The 18,881-nt window shown below is 42.2% G+C and carries 13 protein-coding genes; 10 read left to right on the top strand and 3 right to left on the bottom strand.

The window, feature by feature from the left end:
• Positions 1-230 precede the first annotated feature (230 nt).
• The 7 genes from H6G14_RS18400 (at position 231) to H6G14_RS18370 (ending at position 12,197) form a co-directional block, all read left to right on the top strand.
• The gene (locus H6G14_RS18400) at positions 231-1,520 is read left to right on the top strand and encodes an NAD(P)/FAD-dependent oxidoreductase (protein ID WP_190568773.1); all 1,290 of its coding nucleotides are present in this window, start codon (positions 231-233) and stop codon (positions 1,518-1,520) included.
• Positions 1,521-1,576: 56 nt separating this feature from the next.
• On the top strand, positions 1,577-2,341 hold the full coding sequence (locus tag H6G14_RS18395) for a PEP-CTERM sorting domain-containing protein (RefSeq protein ID WP_190568772.1): 765 nt from the start codon (positions 1,577-1,579) through the stop codon (positions 2,339-2,341).
• Positions 2,342-2,520: 179 nt separating this feature from the next.
• Positions 2,521-3,504 (top strand): PEP-CTERM sorting domain-containing protein, encoded by a 984-nt coding sequence (locus H6G14_RS18390; RefSeq protein ID WP_190568771.1) that lies wholly within the window; start codon positions 2,521-2,523, stop codon positions 3,502-3,504.
• Between the two features lie 257 nt (positions 3,505-3,761).
• Entirely contained in the window at positions 3,762-5,294 is a 1,533-nt protein-coding gene (locus tag H6G14_RS18385) for an efflux RND transporter periplasmic adaptor subunit (RefSeq protein ID WP_190568770.1), read from the top strand.
• A gap of 238 nt (positions 5,295-5,532) precedes the next feature.
• Positions 5,533-8,634, top strand: a complete 3,102-nt coding sequence (locus H6G14_RS18380) for an efflux RND transporter permease subunit (RefSeq protein WP_190568769.1) — start codon at positions 5,533-5,535, stop codon at positions 8,632-8,634.
• A 125-nt stretch (positions 8,635-8,759) separates the two neighbouring features.
• Positions 8,760-9,518, top strand: coding sequence for a thioesterase II family protein (locus H6G14_RS18375; protein ID WP_190568768.1), 759 nt, complete (start codon positions 8,760-8,762; stop codon positions 9,516-9,518).
• Between the two features lie 357 nt (positions 9,519-9,875).
• The gene (locus H6G14_RS18370) at positions 9,876-12,197 is read left to right on the top strand and encodes a cation:proton antiporter domain-containing protein (protein WP_190568767.1); all 2,322 of its coding nucleotides are present in this window, start codon (positions 9,876-9,878) and stop codon (positions 12,195-12,197) included.
• Positions 12,198-12,359: 162 nt separating this feature from the next.
• Here the strand turns inward: H6G14_RS18370 and H6G14_RS18365 are convergent, their stop codons facing one another.
• Complete coding sequence (locus H6G14_RS18365; RefSeq protein ID WP_190568766.1) at positions 12,360-12,578, bottom strand: Hfq-related RNA-binding protein; 219 nt, start codon at positions 12,576-12,578, stop codon at positions 12,360-12,362.
• Between the two features lie 158 nt (positions 12,579-12,736).
• Between H6G14_RS18365 and dapF the strand changes: the two genes are divergently transcribed.
• On the top strand, positions 12,737-13,576 hold the full coding sequence (gene dapF, locus H6G14_RS18360) for a diaminopimelate epimerase (protein WP_190568788.1): 840 nt from the start codon (positions 12,737-12,739) through the stop codon (positions 13,574-13,576).
• A gap of 238 nt (positions 13,577-13,814) precedes the next feature.
• Positions 13,815-14,279, top strand: coding sequence for a response regulator (locus tag H6G14_RS18355; protein ID WP_190568765.1), 465 nt, complete (start codon positions 13,815-13,817; stop codon positions 14,277-14,279).
• 63 nt (positions 14,280-14,342) lie between these two features.
• On the opposite strand, the gene H6G14_RS18350 is transcribed toward H6G14_RS18355, so the two are convergent.
• Positions 14,343-15,983 (bottom strand): alpha/beta hydrolase, encoded by a 1,641-nt coding sequence (locus H6G14_RS18350; RefSeq protein ID WP_190568764.1) that lies wholly within the window; start codon positions 15,981-15,983, stop codon positions 14,343-14,345.
• Positions 15,984-16,613: 630 nt separating this feature from the next.
• Here H6G14_RS18350 and ggt point away from each other — a divergent pair.
• On the top strand, positions 16,614-18,386 hold the full coding sequence (ggt, locus tag H6G14_RS18345) for a gamma-glutamyltransferase (protein WP_190568763.1): 1,773 nt from the start codon (positions 16,614-16,616) through the stop codon (positions 18,384-18,386).
• A gap of 28 nt (positions 18,387-18,414) precedes the next feature.
• Here ggt and H6G14_RS18340 read toward each other — a convergent pair whose 3' ends face one another.
• Positions 18,415-18,678, bottom strand: coding sequence for a hypothetical protein (locus H6G14_RS18340; protein ID WP_190568787.1), 264 nt, complete (start codon positions 18,676-18,678; stop codon positions 18,415-18,417).
• Positions 18,679-18,881 lie beyond the last annotated feature (203 nt).

The raw sequence follows: 18,881 nt of genomic DNA, 5'->3' as shown, positions 1-18,881 counted from the left end.
AATCCTTGACTAACATAGGTTAAGCAACCTTGGCTTATTCTATGTTTAATTCAATCCATCTATTGAGTAAATATACATCTTAATTTATATCTTTCACCTTCTCAATAAGCTTGTAGTGGGCAATGCCAACCTACGAAATTATCAGCTTTTGGGACTGTTATTTTGTCAATAAGAGAATGGTGTAAGATTTGAGTTAAATAAGTACGATCTTAAATTTGGTAGCACAATCAATGAAAAAATTAGCAATTATTGGCTCTGGCATTTCCGGTACTCCTATTGCCTATTATCTACAAGATCAATACGACATTGAAATCTACGAAAAAAGTAGTCGTATTGGTGGTCATGCTCATACATTAGATTTCGATGAAGATGGTCAAAAAATTTCTATTGATACAGCTTTTGTCGTTTGTAACAAGCCTAATTACCCCAATCTAATGAAATTCTTTGCTGATTTAGGGGTAGAGACTCAAAAACATTTAGGAGGATTTAATTTCTATAATCTAAATAGTGGAATGCAGTTTAATTCCTTAGATTTAGAACTTTCTATAGAAGAATTTCAGAAACAGCAACCTCCAGAATTAGTTGCCTGTTATCACGAAGCTAAACGTTTTTTTTCTGAGGCTCGCTCTGATTTTTGGGAAGGAAAAACACGAGTTTCAATGCAAGAATATTTGGATGCTAATAATTATAGTCAAGGCTTTCGAGATAACTTTGTGATGTTAATGGGTTCGGCTGTTTGGTCAATTCCTACTGATTTATTAATGGAGTTCCCAGCTTCGACTTTTATCAGCTTTTTTATGACTCATGATCAAGGAGGTTTAGGAGGCAAAACTGTAGAATGGGAAACAGTGAAAGGGGGAAGTAGTCGCTACGTTGAAAAAGTTAAAGATGCCCTCAAACGACCCATTAAGATACAACAAGAGGTAATTGCAGTTAAAAAACTGTCAGATGACAAAGTTATCGTCAAAACTAAGCATGATGAAGCCATTTTTGATAAAGTTGTCATTGCAACTCATGCTGATCAAGCCCTGGAAATTCTGGCAGAACCAACTGAATTACAGCAAAAAGTATTGGGCTGTTTTAAATATAATGAAACATCTGTAACGGTTCATACAGATCCAGTGATCATGAATCCAGATCGAAGCAAATGGCAATCTTGGAATTATGGTCAAGTTGTAAAAGAAAGACAACTGTATACTTATGTGACTTATTATTCTAATAAAGTGCATAGTTTTTCAGCTAAGAAAGATTATTTTGTTTCGTTAGACACTCCACCTATGGCTATTGATGAAGATAAAATCATCAGAGTTATTAAGTATAGACACCCTGCCTATGATATGAATACTTTAGAGGCTCAAAAACAGATTTATCAGTTGAATGAAACTGGGCCTATTTATTTTTCAGGTACATATTTTCATATCAAAAAGCGAGGTATAGATTCATATGGCTTTCATGAAAGTGGTATTGGTTGTGCTGTTGAATTAGTTGAGCGTCTAAAAAATCTTAATCTTAACACATAATTTAGCAAGAGAACTAGTTATTTAAAACTACTGTTTTACTACCTAGAAACTGAGAAATGAACCAAAATTTTTGGACGACTGTGTTGGGATTAGCCTCTGTAATTGTGCTGAATACAGATTTTCCTGTTCAAGCTGAACCTGTTATTTATGTTGAGACGGGAGGAAAAGAAAGCCTTACCTTTGATCCTGATGGACTAGCCTACTTAGAAAGGATTGGCTTATCTTTAAGATCCATTGAAAGCACGGACACTCCTGCTCCAGGATACGATCATGCTTTTGATATTCTTCCTGTAAGTTCAAACCCTAAAATACGGGGAACTAATTGGGTATTTAGTTACGATAGTAAAACAGGAAATTATGGAACTATTAGCGGAACCACGGAATTTACAGGGAGTGTCTTCTTTAATGTGGATCAAACTAAGCTCAATCTCCCCCCTATATTGCAGATAGGAAATTTTTCTGCTTCCTCTGAAATTAATACCGATCCGAATATTCCTCAACCGTTCTTTGTTTGGATCACAGATACAGCCAATACAGGCTTAAAAGTTTTCACAACTGTAGAACCTGAATTTCCCAACGTTGATTTAGAAAATCATACTTGGTCACTAGAACCAGTAGGAGTTCTCATCACTAAAGAATTTAGTAATTTCCTGATAGCAGCAGGGGCAACTCAGTCAGCCGAAGGTGTACAAGTTGCTTTGGCTAGGGCAGATCGTGAATTTGTACTCGTCTCTGTCCCAGAATCTTCTGCTATTTTAGGAATTTTATTTACCTCTGGTTTAGGGTTAATTGTAAAACGCAAAAATCAAAGAAGTAGATAGGCACAAATAAACCGAACTATGTAACAAAATGTAAAAACCTCAAAATCCTTGCGATTGCTACCCTGCGGGAACGCTCCGCCAACACTGCGCTACGCTCCGTTCGCAATGACATACCTTGAAATTTTCCCGCCTACCTACTTACTAATTCAATATCATTATTTGGAGTCAAATCACTAACTATGCGAACTCAATACCTTTCTATATTACTGGGAATGACTGTCACAGCAACCGCAAATATGATATCCGCAGCACCAGTGCGTGCGGCAAGCCTGAGTTGCGAAACTGGCAATTTCTTCGATTATAGTTCAGTCCAATTTATCAAAACCCGACCTCTTTCATCTAATAACTGTTTACGGTTATTTGGAGAGCGAGTGGGTGCGACAGATCCCGATCCTCAAGGATTTGTGGCATATGGATTTGGTCATATAGAAATGAGTCTTAATTCTCCTAATAATCCTGCTCCTTACTATGCTGCGGGGATTGATTTTAGTCCTGAAAATCTACCAGGGGCAAGACAAGCAGCTACTTTACTTGATGACATTACAGGCTTTGGCAATTTTGCGACCTTCTTAACACAGAATAATATTGCAGCTGATCGGATTGGATTTAGTTTTGGTCCAAAAGATAGGGACTTTACCAAAGCTTTGAATTTAGGAGAAGATATCAATGGAAAAAACTATTTTTCTTCTCCTACTTCCACATTAGAGGAGCGTATCTATTCAGCTAATCCTGATGAAGTAGAAAGTTTTCTCTTGCTAGATGGTAACAAGTTTGTCACCTTTGGCTATAGCGATATTTATTCATTTTTGGAATATGGCGCAACTCGCGCTCCTGACGATGACACTGAAGCTATTATTAGCAACCCCTTTAGTGTATTTAAAGTTGCAGGACTTAATGGGTTAGGTGATGGTTTAGCCGATGCGTTTTTAGCAGATGTAAAAGGGAATAAAATCCAATTAGTGAGTGAAGATGCTGGAGTTGTTCCTGATTTCGTATCTGTTTCCGATCCTTTCGGCCCTTTAGATCCCATTGTCTCGATTCGTTTTCCAGTTCAATTAAGAATTGTAGACGTTCCTGAACCTTCTATAACCTTTGGCTTTTTGGGGCTAGGTTTACTAGCCTTTGGCTCTCGGCTCAAACATAAAAATCGTCATCGTTGTTAAATTCAGGACTTAGGTACTCAGGCTGTCTATTGAGGCTGGGTGTAAGGGTGTAAGGGTATAGGGGTGTGAGGGTTTTCAACATTTACATCCCTTATTTCCGTACCTCTATATCCTTGTCCAAACCCTTGATTTTTAGTTTTCATGGGTAAGTATGGAAATTCATCCAGGGGCAATGGGCAATATTTCCTGCGTAATTAAGACCTAAGGAGATGATAGTGATAATAACCTTCAGATAGTGCTTTAGGAAAATAGTTAATATGCAAGATACCAATCCTGCTTCATGTTCATCACCGGAAGAAACTCTAGAGATTGCTGCCTCCTCTGTTGAACACAATAAAACTCCTAAAAGCTCTTTGAGGTTTTCTTGGGGATTATGTCTAAGTAGCCTACTCTTGCTAGGATTGGGTTTTTGGCTGGGTTCAATTCGTCAAACACTAGAACCCATTAGTTCTGCAATAGCAGAAAATCAAAATTTCCTGCCCGTGGAAGTGGATAATCTAGTTGCTGCCAGTTCTTATCAGCAGTCTCGTACCTATACGGGAGAAATCGTTGCCCAAAATACTAGTAGTTTAGGATTTGAACGGGCTGGTAAAGTTGCCCAACTTACGGTAGAAGCAGGACAATGGGTGAGTGCAGGTACTCCCTTAGCCCGTTTAGATACCAGTCAGTTGATGGCTCAAAAGCAAGAATTATTGGCTCAAAAGCAACAGGCACTGTTCCAATTGAGAGAGTTGCAAGCTGGGCCCAGGGCAGAAACCATTGAGACAGCGAGAGCTAAACTAGCGCAAGAACAGGCGCTACTCAAGGAAATGCAATCAGGGCCTCGGATACAAACGATCGCCTCAGCACAGGCTAATGTCAATAATTTACAGGAACAGTTAGAATTAGCACGCTCTAAAAGTAAGCGACGAGAAGCCCTTTATAATCAAGGAGCGATCGCTCGTGAACAATTTGACGAAGCGATTACCGATGTTAATAGTCAACAAGCTAGGGTAAAACAAGCCCAAAGTCAACTGGATGAATTATTAGCCGGAACTCGCTCAGAAGTGATTACAGCTCAACAGGCTAGGGTAAAACAAGCCCAAAGTCAGCTCAATGAATTATTAGCCGGAACTCGTTCAGAAGTGATTGAGGCTCAAAAAGCCGCCCTCAAACAATTACAAAGCCGTCTAGCCAGTTTAGAGCTTGATTTAGAAAAAAGTGTTCTCAAAGCTCCTTTTTCTGGTAAAGTTTCTCAGCGTTATCTTGATCTAGGTACAGCCGTTTCTAGTGGACAAGCGATCGTCCGTCTGGTTCAAGTAGAACAGGTGAAAGCCCATATAGGCATTCCCGCATCCCTCGCCTCTCAAATTAAAATCGGGGAAGTTCAATCAATACAGGTGGGTCAAAAATCCTATCGGGCAAAGGTTGATTCCTTCTTACCAGAACTAGACAAAGCTACTCGTACCATAACCATAGTTTTAAAATTGGAAGATGCTGCCAGTAAAACTTTAACAGCAGGGCAAATCGTCAATTGGCAACTAAAACAAAAGATATCAACTTCCGGTTATTGGCTGCCAACAACAGCATTAGTACGTGGTATACGGGGGTTGTGGTCTGTCTACATTTTAGGAACAGTTCCCGGAGGCTTTGAAGTAGAACGTCAGGATGTAGAAGTTCTTTATACTGACGGCGAACGGGTTTTGGTAAGAGGAACCCTAGAAGGTGATGAACAAATTATTACTAATGGCACAAATCGGCTGGTTCCTGGCCAAAAGGTGCGTCCTATCTCAATAGGGCGTTCCAAATGAATCAATTCAAAATACCCTGCGGGAACGCCAAGGGCGAACAAAATTCAAAATTCAAAATTAAAGACAGCCACCCACAAGGGGGAGCCACTGCGGTGGACGGGTTCCCCGGCATATAGCAAGTGGCGTTGGGGTTTCTACCTACATTGGGAAACAAGGATTTTTTCTCTGACGAGACGCTAACGCGAACGCCCACTAGGGGCGAGGTTTTAAACCTAACTTTCTCCTATAAAAATATCCTATGAACAATCTTTTTTATCAGAATGTCCGGCTACTAATATTAACAGTTTTAGCGATCGCTGTTTGGGGCTTATCTTCCTTTTTTAGTTTACCTCGCATTGAAGATCCAGAAATTACTCCCCGATTTGCGGTGATTACAACGAGTTTTCCAGGTGCGGCACCAGAACGGGTCGAAACCCTAATCACCGATAAATTAGAACAATCCCTATTTGAAGTAGAAGAAATTAATAATATTGAATCCACCTCACGTCTGGGATTCTCCAGCATTACAGTTGAGTTAAACGAAACAATCAACGATGTCGATCCTGTTTGGTCACGGGTGCGGGCTAAAATCAATGATACGATTCCCCTATTGCCTTCAGGTGCCGCAACTCCTAAATTTGAACAATCGAAACCTAAAGCTAATGCTTTAATTGTCGCTTTGACTTGGGATTTGGAATCCGCCCCAAATTATGCAATTTTAAGCCGTTGGGCGCAAGAATTAGACGATCAATTACGTTTGATTGGGGGAACAGAAAAGGTCGAGCAGTTTGGTACCCCCCAAGAAGAAATTACCATTGAGGTAAACCCAAAACAACTAACGAATTTAGGGTTAACAATACAATCTCTTTCTCAACAAATTTTACAGAGTGATGCTAAAGTTGCGGCAGGGCAACTGCGGAGCAACCAAAGTAATTTATTATTAGAAATTAATGGAGAACTTGATTCTCTTGACCGTCTCAATCGCTTATCAATTCAATCGGGTAACTCCAGCAATGTAGTACGACTAGGAGATATTGCTCAGATTAAAAAGGGAATTTTAGATCCCCCTAGAGAATTAGCTTTAGTTAATGGTCGTCGAGCGATCGCCATCTCTGCGTTCGTTGAATCAGAACAGCGTTTGGATGCTTGGGCAGCGATCGCCAACACAACCTTGAAGAAATTTCAGCAACAATTACCAAAGGGCGTTGGTCTGCAAATACTATTTGACCAAAGTCATTACGTAGAACAGCGTCTCAACGAAGTGTTAATGAATTTAATCACTGGAGCTGTTTTGGTGGTTGGCATTACCCTAGTCATGATGGGCTGGAAGTCTTCGTTAATTGTTGGTTCTGCTTTACCTCTGTCTGTTTTCATGGTCTTCGGTAGCATGAAGCTTTTAGGGGTGCCGCTACATCAAATTTCTGTGACTGGTCTGATTATTGCCTTGGGACTGTTAATTGATAACGCCATTATCGTTGTAGATGAAGTTCAAATTTATTTACGAGAAGGACTAACACCTAAAAAAGCGGTTGCTACTACTGTCCGGGAAATCTTTTCTCCCTTATTGGCATCGACATTTACCAGTGTTCTGGCTTTTGTACCGATCGCCACTGCACCTGGGGGAACGGGGGAGTTTACGGGAACTATTGGAGTAACTGTAATTCTCGCCCTAGTTAGTTCTTTATTTTTAGCTCTAACAGTGATTCCCGCTTTAGCAGGTCGGTTACATTATTGGAAGCCCACACCAGTATCAGGAAGTTGGTGGCAAGTGGGCTTTTCTCACCATCACTTAGGCCAATTTTACAGTTGGAGTCTGGATCGCACTTTCAGCCGACCCTTATTGAGCATAGCTTTAAGCTTGATCCTACCGTTGTGGGGCTTTATGTCCTTGGCTAATCTGGAGCAGCAATTTTTCCCCCCCACAGATCGCGGTCAATTTTATTTAAATTTTGAATTGCCCATTCAAGCTTCTTTGCAACAAACACAGTCCCAAGTGACTCAAGCGCGAGAATTGATGTTACGCCATCCCGAAATTGCCGATGTTCAATGGTTTATCGGCAAAAGTGCGCCACCTTTTTATTACAATGTGATTCAAAATCGGGAAAATTCTCCTAATTATGCTCAGGGTCTGGTTCAACTTCAGAAAAATGTCAAGTCTGGTTCCTTAATCCGAACCTTACAACAAGAACTTGATCAAGCCTTTCCCGCAGCCCAAATTATTGTCCGACAGTTAGAACAAGGCCCACCCTTTGACGCACCCATTGAACTGCGAGTTTATGGAGCTGATTTAGATCGATTACGAGAGTTAGGAGATCAACTGCGAGCTGAATTGGCCAAAACACCCAATGTCATCCATACCCGCGCTAATTTAACCGAAACCTTACCGAAGTTGGCATTAAACCTAGATGAAGAACAACTGCGTTTAGCAGGATTAGACAAAACCACCGTTGCTAGACAATTGGACACCAACTTAGAGGGAATTGTTGGGGGTTCGATTTTCGAGGGGACGGAAGAATTACCAGTACGGGTACGTAGTTTAGAATCAGAACGAGGAAATTTAGGAGATATTGCTTCATCAACCCTTTTATCTCCAGGAAACTCAAACCAGTCTGGTAATAGGGTTGTTCCCTTATCTGCGGTTGGTAACGTGGAAATTGTTCCAGATGTGGTGACGATTTCTCGCCGCAATGGCAAAAGAGTTAATACTGTACAGGGCTTTATTCCCGCAGGAATGCTAGCAGCGCAGGTACAGAATGACTTTCAAGATCGTTTAACAGCAAGTAACTTTACCCTACCCTCTGGTTATTCTTGGGATTTTGGCGGAGAAGAAGGAGAACGGGGTGATGCTTTAAGTAACCTCATCTCTACCGTTGGGGTGTTAATGATTATGATGATCGCCAGTTTAGTACTAACTTTTAGTTCTTTTCGGTTGGCAAGCATTATTTTAGTGGTTGCTATTTTATCGATGGGTTTAGGATTGGGATCGTTAGCTTTGTTTAATTATCCTTTTGGATTTACGGCAATTTTAGGCATGATTGGTTTGATTGGTGTTGCCGTCAACGATTCAATTGTTGTTCTGAGTTCCCTTAACCATGACCCCAAAGCCCGTCAAGGCGATCGCTATGCAGCCAGAAAAGTAGTCATCCGTTCCACCCGTCATGTCATTGCAACTACTTTAACTACTATTATTGGATTTACACCCCTATTATTAGATACCAGTGGTTTTTGGCCACCACTTGCCATTACCATTGTCGGTGGATTAGGGGGAGCTACTTTAATTGCTTTATATTTTGTCCCTTCGGTATATTTGTTGCTGCAACGTTCATTGGTCAAGGATTCAAAAAAATCACTTGAACAATAATCAAAAAGATGAAGGAATTAACCTTACACAATTAATTATCAATAATTTCTCACTTTCTATTTGTAGAGGAGTTTAACTTCTCTACAATAATTTTATTTAGAAAAAATCCAAGATCATTCAACGTGATGAAAACCAACACATCAAGTTACAACTCTTGGGTGATTTGTCCCAAGCCAAATCCTGTAGCGGCTTCGCGTTTATTTTGCTTTCCTTATGCGGGTGGTAGTTCTTTTATTTTTCGCACTTGGCCAAATTATCTACCTGCATCTGTAGAGGTTTGTGCTATTGAACTTCCTGGGCGAGGAAGACAAATGCAGTTAGCGCCTTTTCACAAGATGGAACCGCTTGTGGAGGCGATCGCCTCCGCTATCTACCCATATTTAAACAAGCCCTTTGCCTTCCTGGGACATAGCATGGGTGGCTTGGTCAGTTTTGAGGTAGCGCGTTTCCTGCAAAAACAGTATGATACTCACCCCGTTAACTTGTTCATATCCGGTCGTCGCCCCCCACACATTCCCGATTTACATCCACCTATTCATAATCTACCCGAACCAGCTTTTATAGAAGAACTACGCCATCTCAACGGTACACCATCGACAGTATTAGAGAATGCAGAACTAATGCAGCTATTTTTACCGATTTTACGGGCTGATTTTGCAGTTTTAGAAACTTATACTTATACTCCTGAATTACCTTTAGAATGTCCCATTACAGTTTTTGGCGGATTACAAGATTCAGAAGTTACTGGTGATGAATTGCAAGCATGGCGAGAACAAACAAAAGCTGACTTTAACTTACATATGTTCCCCGGCGACCACTTTTTTCTACACTCTGCTCAATCTCTTGTACTCGAACAATTGGCTAAGTATTTGTCTGGAATTTAGGGGTGTAGGGGTGTAGGGGTATAAATTTTGGTTGGAAACTCCCTGTAGGTTTGGAACAACAGAATATTAGATATATTAATATTTAGTTCAGCATATATTATGTATATGAAATAATTTGAACAAGAGTTTGTAAATTTCTAGGGCTAAAACTTATAGAACTTACACATGAATGTTTAAAACCCTAAACCCTTACACCCCTACACCCCCACACCCAATCTCAACAAAAAATCTGCGTGCATCAGTCCTAACTTAAGAAAAATACATAAATTTTGTTGCCCTGGTACAGTTCCCTTCCCCCAGATAGTTAAAAATTTGTATTCTAAAGTTAATAGGTCTTAATAGTTCTTAGAAAAACTGGTGCAAGAAGATTTTAGATTAATTGTTGATTTAGTGTCAGTTCTCGCCGTTGCTGCCTGTGGTGGATTGTTTGCGGCGTTGCTCAAACAACCTGTGCTGCTGGGCTATCTCATCGGCGGGATGGTGGTGGGGCCGGCTGGGCTGGGGCTGATTAAAGAAGTTATTCAAGTAGAAACTCTGGCACAGTTTGGCGTTGCTTTCTTGTTGTTTGCCTTGGGCGTAGAATTTTCCTTTGCTGAATTGAAAAAAGTAAAGGCGATCGCCCTTGGTGGTGGTGGGCTGCAAATTGCCCTGACAATCTTAACTACAGTGCTGGTTTGTGGGTTAACGGGAGCCTGGGGAGCCTTACCTGCTAAGGGCGTGTTTCTAGGGTCGATTCTCTCCCTATCATCTACAGCCGTTGTTCTCAAGTGCTTGATGGAGCGTAACGAAACGGAAACGCCCCACGGTCAAGTAATGCTGGGGATTTTGGTAGTCCAGGACTTGGCGCTGGGATTAATGCTAGCGGTGTTACCTGCTTTGCATGAACCGGGGGAAGTTATTGTTGTGGCCGTCCTCACAGCCTTGGTCAGGATTGGTCTATTTGCGGCTGGGGCGGTGGCGGCGGGGATTTGGGTCATACCGCCTTTATTGCGACTGTTAGCCCGCACAGAAAGCCGAGAACTATTCTTATTAGGTGTGGTGGCGCTGTGTTTGGGTATTGCCCTGCTGACAGAATCTTTAGGCCTGTCAATTGAAATGGGGGCTTTCGTCGCTGGGTTAATGATATCTGAGGTGGAGTATGCCGACCAAACCCTGACCTATGTAGAACCCCTACGAGATATTTTTGCTAGTTTATTCTTTGCAGCGATTGGGATGCTCATTGACCCAGTGTTTTTGTTGCAGAACATAGAACTAATTCTGGGGTTGGTAGCTTTAGTTTTCTTGGGCAAGTTCTTGATTATTACTCCCTTGGTCAAACTATTCCGCTACCCATTAAAAACAGCCTTAATCGCTGGTTTGGGATTGGCGCAGATTGGGGAGTTTTCCTTTGTGTTAGCCAGTGAGGGACAGGCACTGGGGTTGGTTTCCCGACGCGTATATTTACTGATATTGGGGACTACAGCTGTAACACTCATGCTTACCCCATTTGTGTTACGTGTACTGCCAGCAGTATTTAACTTTGCCGAATCTATACCCTGGCTCAAACCCTACATAGCTGGAGAAGGTCAAGCATTAGATATATCAGAAGACCTACCATTTCAAGATCATGTAGTAGTGTGCGGTTATGGACGAGTAGGTAAGAATTTGGTGAAGTTGTTGCAGCAACACAACGTGCCTGTAGTCGTTATCGACCAATCAGAAAGCCGGATTCAACAGTTACGAGACGCGGAAATACCTTATGTATACGGTAATTGCGTCAGCCTCCACGTTCTAGAAACAGCAGGGGTAAGTCATGCCAAAGGTATGGCGATCGCTCTTCCTGACCCTATGAGTACCCGTTTGTGTGTGAAACGCGCCCTGGAACTCTGTCCTGAACTAGATTTGGTGGTTCGCGCCACCCAGGACAAAAACATTGAGTTGCTGTATCAACTGGGAGCGAGGGAAGTCGTGCAACCAGAGTTTGAAGCCAGTATCGAAATGGCGACTCACTTATTAACCGATGTAGGCTGGACATCAGGTTTATTACAACAAGAAATGCAGCAAATCCGCAGCGATCATTACTTAGATTTTCGCCCAGAACGGAACGCTGATGAAGTTTCCCGCCACTTACAGCAAGCTACTCAAGATTTAAATCGCCGTTGGTATGCTCTACCAGCCGATTCTCCCCTGATTGGGATGAATTTAGAAGAAGCGGATATGCGCTACTTAACAGGGGTAAGCTTAATGGCAATCCGCCGCGCCAACGGTGAAGAAATCGATTATCCCAACAATCAAACCAAATTAGCAGCAGGCGATCGCTTGTTGATTGTCGGCGCTAATGAAGAACTAGCAGCGTTAGAGGAATTTGCCCAAGGTAAGGTGGGTGTTCCCGGACAAAATAGCGCTTGTCAGTGGGTCGCCGTTGATGGTAACTCCGCCGTTTTGGGTAAAACCCTCAAGGATTTGGCACTGGATGTACAAAGCGGTATAAAAGTACAAGCGATAAGGCGAGACGGTAAATTTATTCGCTCTCCCAATGACAACATTGACCTGCGGACTGGCGACCAAGTTCTACTATGCGGTAGCCTCCCAAGTCTGAATCAAATACAGCCTCTATTTGCCGTAGTCAACGCAATACCCCTAGCGATTCCCCAAGTAAAAGCCAAGGAGACGGAAACTGTGAAAGAGATACGGGGTTAATAATTTAACATACCCTATGGGTACTCTGCGAGAACGCCTTTGGCGAACGCGGTAGCGTTCCGAAGGAAAGCTAAAGCTACAAAATTCGCGCATTAAGTAAAGCCGAACAAAATTAAGGTATGTCTACTTCTTTCCTAATCCCCAATCCCCAGTCCCCAATCCCTACCCTTTGGGTTTTAAATAAGCGATCGCTTGTTTCCAAATAGTAGTTTGACGGCTGTTTTCGTCAGCGACACATACACAGGTAGGGTCTTGCCATAAAACCCTACCTATAATTGCATCTCCTGTCACCAGTTTGATTTCTACTGGTGCTGCTTGTTTAATCAGGTTTTGTAGTTGACGAATACTAGGTAGTGAAGTGTCAAATTCAGTTATAGCCATTTTTGATAATGATGGAATAATTGAGGGATTGGAAACTGAGGACTGGGGGCTAGGGAATAGGGGCTGGGACATTATTAAGTCGTCTTATCAATCCCCAATTCCCAATTCCCGATACCTAATCCCCAATACCTAATCATTGATAATTCATCATGGGAAAAATGGCAATCGAATTTACTAAGTATCACGGTCTAGGCAACGATTTTATTCTCATCGATAATCGCGCTTCTAAAACGCCGGCAATCACTCCAGAGAAAGCGGTGGAGATGTGCGATCGCCACTTTGGTATCGGGGCTGATGGTGTAATTTTTGCTTTACCTGGAGAAAACGGTACTGATTACACCATGCGGATTTTTAATTCCGATGGTTCAGAACCGGAAATGTGTGGTAACGGTATTCGCTGTCTAGCTGCATTTCTGGCTGATTTGGAAGGTCTTTCTCGTAATAAAGATACCTATCGCATTCATACCTTGGCTGGTGTGATTACCCCCCAACTCACCCCTGATGGACAAATCAAGGTAGATATGGGTTTACCTCGGTTACTAGCTGGGGAAATTCCGACAACTCTTGGTGCTGCGGATGGGAAAGTCATTAACCAACCCCTAGAGGTGGAAGGGCAAACTTGGCAAGTTACTTGTGTCAGCATGGGGAATCCCCACTGTATTACTTTTGTGGAAGATGTGGCAGCGATTCCTTTAGAAACCATCGGCCCTAAATTTGAACATCACTCAGCTTTTCCTCAACGAACAAACACCGAATTTATTCAAGTTGTCAGCCGTGATTATTTAAAGATGCGTGTCTGGGAACGCGGCGCAGGAATCACTTTAGCTTGTGGTACAGGGGCTTGTGCTTCCTTGGTAGCGGCGGTATTGACTGGCAGAAGCGATCGCCTCGCCACTGTAGAATTACCTGGTGGCCCCTTGGAAATTGAATGGTCAGAAGTAGACCAAAGAATTTACATGACCGGCCCTGCTGATAGGGTGTTCACAGGTAAACTGTGAGCAGGATTCCTGGGTGCTGAGTTGAAAGACAACTCGTATAATGTTTTACACCCCTACACCCTTACACCTGGTCTCAACAAAAAATCTGGGTGCGTCAGTCCTAACTCATAACTAAATCAACAAACCTCAGGTTGTGGTAGTTTGATTTACAGATGTATACCAAAGGGCTAGCCCCCACTAGCCCTTTGGTATGACTTCCTCCGTAATTGGTTTGGACAACTAGGGAGGCTATAATAGCGTGGCAAATAACTCGGAAGAACTGCATCCAGAAGACGTTACAAATTATTTTCAGTCTTTAGATGGTTTGCACATTTTAGCAGTAGATGATAATGCTGATAGTCTGTTTTTAACTACCTGCGTTTTAGAAAGCTATGGTGTTCAAGTAACAACAGCCACATCAGCATTGGAAGCACTAGAGATTATCAAACAACTAAAGTTTGATATTTTGATTTTTGACATTGCCATGCCCGATATGGATGGATATACATTAGTAAATGAAATTAGAAACAATGCCCTATTAGACAACAGAAATATTCCGGCGATCGCTCTCACTGCACTAGGTTCAGAAGACAGTTTGAACATGGCCTTCATGTCTGGATTTCAAAGCTATGTTAATAAACCTCTAGATCCCAATATTCTGGTAGCAGAAATTCTCAAGCTCATAAGAAGTTCTGTATTACAAAATGGGACTAATAGTCATTAGTCAGAGACGGAATTAATCGCGTCTGTACAGTTGTTAGAAATGCGATTAATCCCGTGTGTACTGCTATTGTTTACCTATGGGAATAGCTTGTGGGGGAATTTCTGTAACTATGCGAAAAGGAAATGACTGGGTTGAAGCCAATTGAGCGTAATCCGGAGTGAGAAAGACCGCATACTTTTCGGCTTCTGGCGTGAGTTGTGCCGCCATTGCTAGAGCGATCGCCTTGACAAATTGGCGAACATCGGCAGCTTGTTCTCCCACTATTTCACCACCAGTCAGGGGTGTGTTGGGTTTGTCTACCTGATCTAATGTGGCGCTGGGGTCTTTTACACTCAAATGTGTACCGCCAATGATACCCACCAACCATTTAGGCGATGGAATTTTGCTAAATCCCATAATTTGTTCGGTTAAAGCAGGGGTAGTTTTATCTGCGGAAGCAGCGACAATTAAAGTCGGAATTTGCACCTTTGTTAAACCAGTTTCGCCAAACATTAATGAAGTCGTGGGAGTTAAAGCTATTGCTTGTTTAATTCTGTTATCCCGCAGTTGATAAGTTTTTTCTGGCAATTCTTGAGCAACACATTGGATAGTTTCTCCCAGGCTGAAAATAGTTAATTTATTCTGACAGCGTTCTCTGATTCCTGTTATTTGTAACTCGGCTCCAGCCAAAGATAAAGCTGTACCACCACCAAAAGAATAGCCAATCACCATCGTGTTATTAGTTGCCAGTTTCCCTTGTAAGGGATTACCTGTTGCTTGGTTGAGTTTTTCTAATACATCCAAAACAAAGCTGACATCTTGAGGACGATTTAAAAACTCTTGGGGTTCTAAAAGTCGCACTTTACCTTTGGTTGCTAAATCTGTATTTGCCTGATTACTTCCTGGATGTTCTAAAGCAACAAATACATAACCGTGAGAGGCAAAATGTTCAGCTAAATAGTGTAAATCTGTACGGACTGATCCCATCCCGTGGGAGTAGATAATTACGGGTTTTTCTTGAGTTGCAGATGTTGACCAGTATATATCCACCGGAATTTGGCGATCGCGTTTTTGATCATTCAAGTTCAATTTCAGTACTTGCACTTGAGCGTTTCCTGGTTGGCTAGGGTCAAAAGGTAAGGAAATCTGCGGTTTCGTCGTGGGATCAAGTTGAGGACTAATCGCCAGCATAAATTGTTGTGTACGCCAGAAAGCATTGTTTAAACTCCCCGCCACTTGGAAAGCTTGGGGTAAGTTAATTTCTAGGCTTCGACTGGGGTAAGCAGCAATAAAGCTGAGAATAGAAAGACCCTGCGGTGCTGTAGAACCCAGTACCAAACTAGCTCTTAAGGCTTTTGCCCCAGATTGATCTTTGCGAACCACAGCTGTAGCGAGGTCATTGAGAATAGTTGTCCCAATTTGGGTGTTAAGTAACCTGCTAATGGTAACAACATTCAACGGTACTCTCATCCTTAGCGCTTCGATGACAGTGCGGCGTTGTTGTTCTGATAATCGTCTGGTGAATAGGTTTAAACTGCTGGGAAATTCACCAGTCTCCGCCGCTTTCTGTAAATCAGCCACAGGTATAGATTCGGCAAATAACCCAAATCTCACTACGACTGTTTCAGCTGCTTGGACAGGAGTATTTGTAGCCAAAAATTGTGTGAGGGTGAGCGTGCAGAAAAAACCTATAGAAACTTTGATACTTTTCCAACTGATTCCCATATAAGTATGTATTCTCTGAAGTAATACTTAGGGGAATATAGCTAATCCTAGTGTATTTGGCTACTATAAGCTAAAAAAAGTAAGAAATAGATGTTTAGAAGAGACTATACCAAAAACATTTTTTTCATATAGCTGGGGACTGGAGACTGAGTGAAAAGTCTTTTTGTGTCTAAGTTTATCAGCTAAGGATATGCCTAACACACCCAGAAATCATACACCAAAGTTATCTATTGAGATGGGGTATAGGGGTGTAAAACATTTATTTTGAATTTTGTTGGCGTAGCCTACTCTTCTCCTTCAAAGACGCTAACAGTGGTGAGAGAATGCTACCGTGTTCGCCAAAGGCGTTCTCGCAGAGTACCCGTAGGGTATTGTGAATTAATTCATACTCTTATACCCGTGTACCATTGCGAAGACCCTTGATTTTTCGTTTTCCTACATAAGTACTATTTTAGTTATAAATACTCATCTTTTTGTCTAAAACACATTCAGTGTAATTATTGATGATTTTCATCAATAATCTGACTCAAAGCTATTGCAAGAGATCGATTTAGTCATCCAACGGTAAATTGTGAATTGGTATTATCCCCATTGGGTGTAGGCTAAATATATCCCACGCAAAAGTATAAAATGCCTAACCTTGCGAAATCGAAACGGGTTGTATTTACCGTCTTTTCTCTGGGGTTTCTCTGCTACAATCAAATAGCCTCAGCCACTATTACCGTACCTCTGCGTAGTAAAAAAGGCATGGTAGTATCTGCCCATCCTTTGGCAAGTGAGACCGGTGTAGCAATTTTACGCAAAGGTGGTAATGCACTCGATGCAGCAGTCGCCACAACTTTAGCAATTTCTGTTGTTGAACCATTTTCTGCCGGAATTGGTGGCGGGGGATTTTTGCTGATGCGTTCCCAGAAAACGGGAGAAATCAAAGCGTTAGATTTTCGAGAACGCGCACCCCTCAAAGCTACAAGAAAGATGTATTTGGATGATGCAGGGAAGGTGCGCCCAAATGCAAGTATCAACGGTTATTTGGCGGTAGCTACACCAGGAACAATCGCCGGGATGTATGAAGTACATCGTCGTTATGGTAAATTACCCTGGAATGAGGTGGTAAAACCTGCGATCGCACTCGCTAAAGATGGTTTCGTTCTCAGTCAAAAACCAACTTGGCGTTCCATGCAGGTACAGGAAACTCGCAAGCCAATCATTCTCAGCAACTCAGCAGCCAGGGAAATATTCACTCGCAACGGCGAATTTTATCAGCACGGGGAAAGGTTGGTGCAGCGTGATTTAGCACGCACTTTAGCGGAGATCGCCCAAAATCCTCAAAGTTTTTACATTGGTAATATTGCCCGTGCGATCGCGGATGATATGGCGAAAAATGGCGGCTTGATTACTTTAGCAGACCTGAAAGCTTACAAACCCATCTGGCTTAATCCTGTCTGTGGCAATTTCCGTCAAGCTAAAATCTGCTCAATGCCACCACCTTCATCAGGTGGTGTGTTGCTATTGCAGATGTTAAATATTATTGGTGACACAGATTTAAAATCTTGGGGTTGGCATCATCCCAACGCTTTGCATTTATTCACAGAAGCAATGAAAATTGCCTACAGCGATCGCTCACAATATTTAGGCGACCCCGATTTTGTCAAAATTCCTCTACAAGCGCTGATTAGTCCAGCCTATAGCAAAAAGCGTCGTGCAGAAATTGATTTACACAGAGCCACACCCTCAACTCAGGTCAAACCCATCGCCCCAGAAATTTTACAACGGTTTGGAAAAGCCGAGATTCCCCAGAGAGTATATGCAAATCGCTATGAATCTCCCGAAACCAGCCATATAAATGTCGTCGATGAAGAACGTAATGCAGTCAGCCTCACTTTTACCGTTAATTATGGCTTTGGTTCTGGAGTGGTTGCATCGGGGACTGGTATTTTGCTCAACAATGAAATGGACGATTTTGCTGCTGCGCCAGGGGTTCCCAATGTATTCGGGTTAGTAGGAAGCGAAGCCAATGCGATCGCACCCCGCAAAACTCCCTTATCGAGTATGACACCAACTATCATCACCGAGAACGAACGCCTCCGCATGGTAGTAGGTGCGCCTGGTGGTAGCACCATCATCACTCAAGTTTTGCAAGTTATTCTCAATGTTTTGGAATACAATATGAATGTTGGTGCAGCCGTATCTGTCCCACGCATACATCACCAGTGGCTACCCGATGAGTTACGAGTAGAACCTTGGGGATTAGATGCGCTTACCCTACAAGACTTACGCCGACGCGGACATAACATCAAAGAAACTAATCCTTGGGGTAATATTAATGCGATCGTTGTCACCAAAGAAGGCGACTTAGAAGGCGCAGCCGACCCACGCGGCGAAGGTATTCCAAAATCAAAATGACTGTCAACTGTCAACTGTCAACTGATAACTACTGACCATTAACAATAGACTCTGCATGAACACTGCTACCAAATTCGTTGGCACGGGCGCTGGGAACTAATGTCCAGCCTGCTTTTAGTAACTTCTGATAGGTTGCCCAACCTTTGGAGCCACCTGGTATCTGATAATCTGGTACTGAATATTGGGGAAAAGCTGTGTATGGTCGCCAGGGTTGGCTGGGTGCAGTTTGCAGATATAAAATTTTGTCACCATCTCCGCTAGTCTTAGATATCCAGCACATTTGTCGATACATGGCAGACTCCTTTGCATTAAGCATATATTGCATATTGACAGAATTTTGTCAACGGTCACATCACCCTTGTGGGATAATTTGAGTGTTCTTAGGGTATGTCAACTTATGTACAATCCAAAATCGTACAATTACGTAAATAAATATGAGAGATTTAGATTGCTTATTATCGGCTAACTAGAAAAATAAGCCGAATAAGCTTCATA

The sequence above is a fragment of the Nostoc parmelioides FACHB-3921 genome (assembly GCF_014696625.1).
In the GTDB taxonomy this organism is placed as follows: domain Bacteria; phylum Cyanobacteriota; class Cyanobacteriia; order Cyanobacteriales; family Nostocaceae; genus Trichormus; species Trichormus parmelioides.
This window is presented reverse-complemented; position numbering and strand designations above follow the sequence as displayed.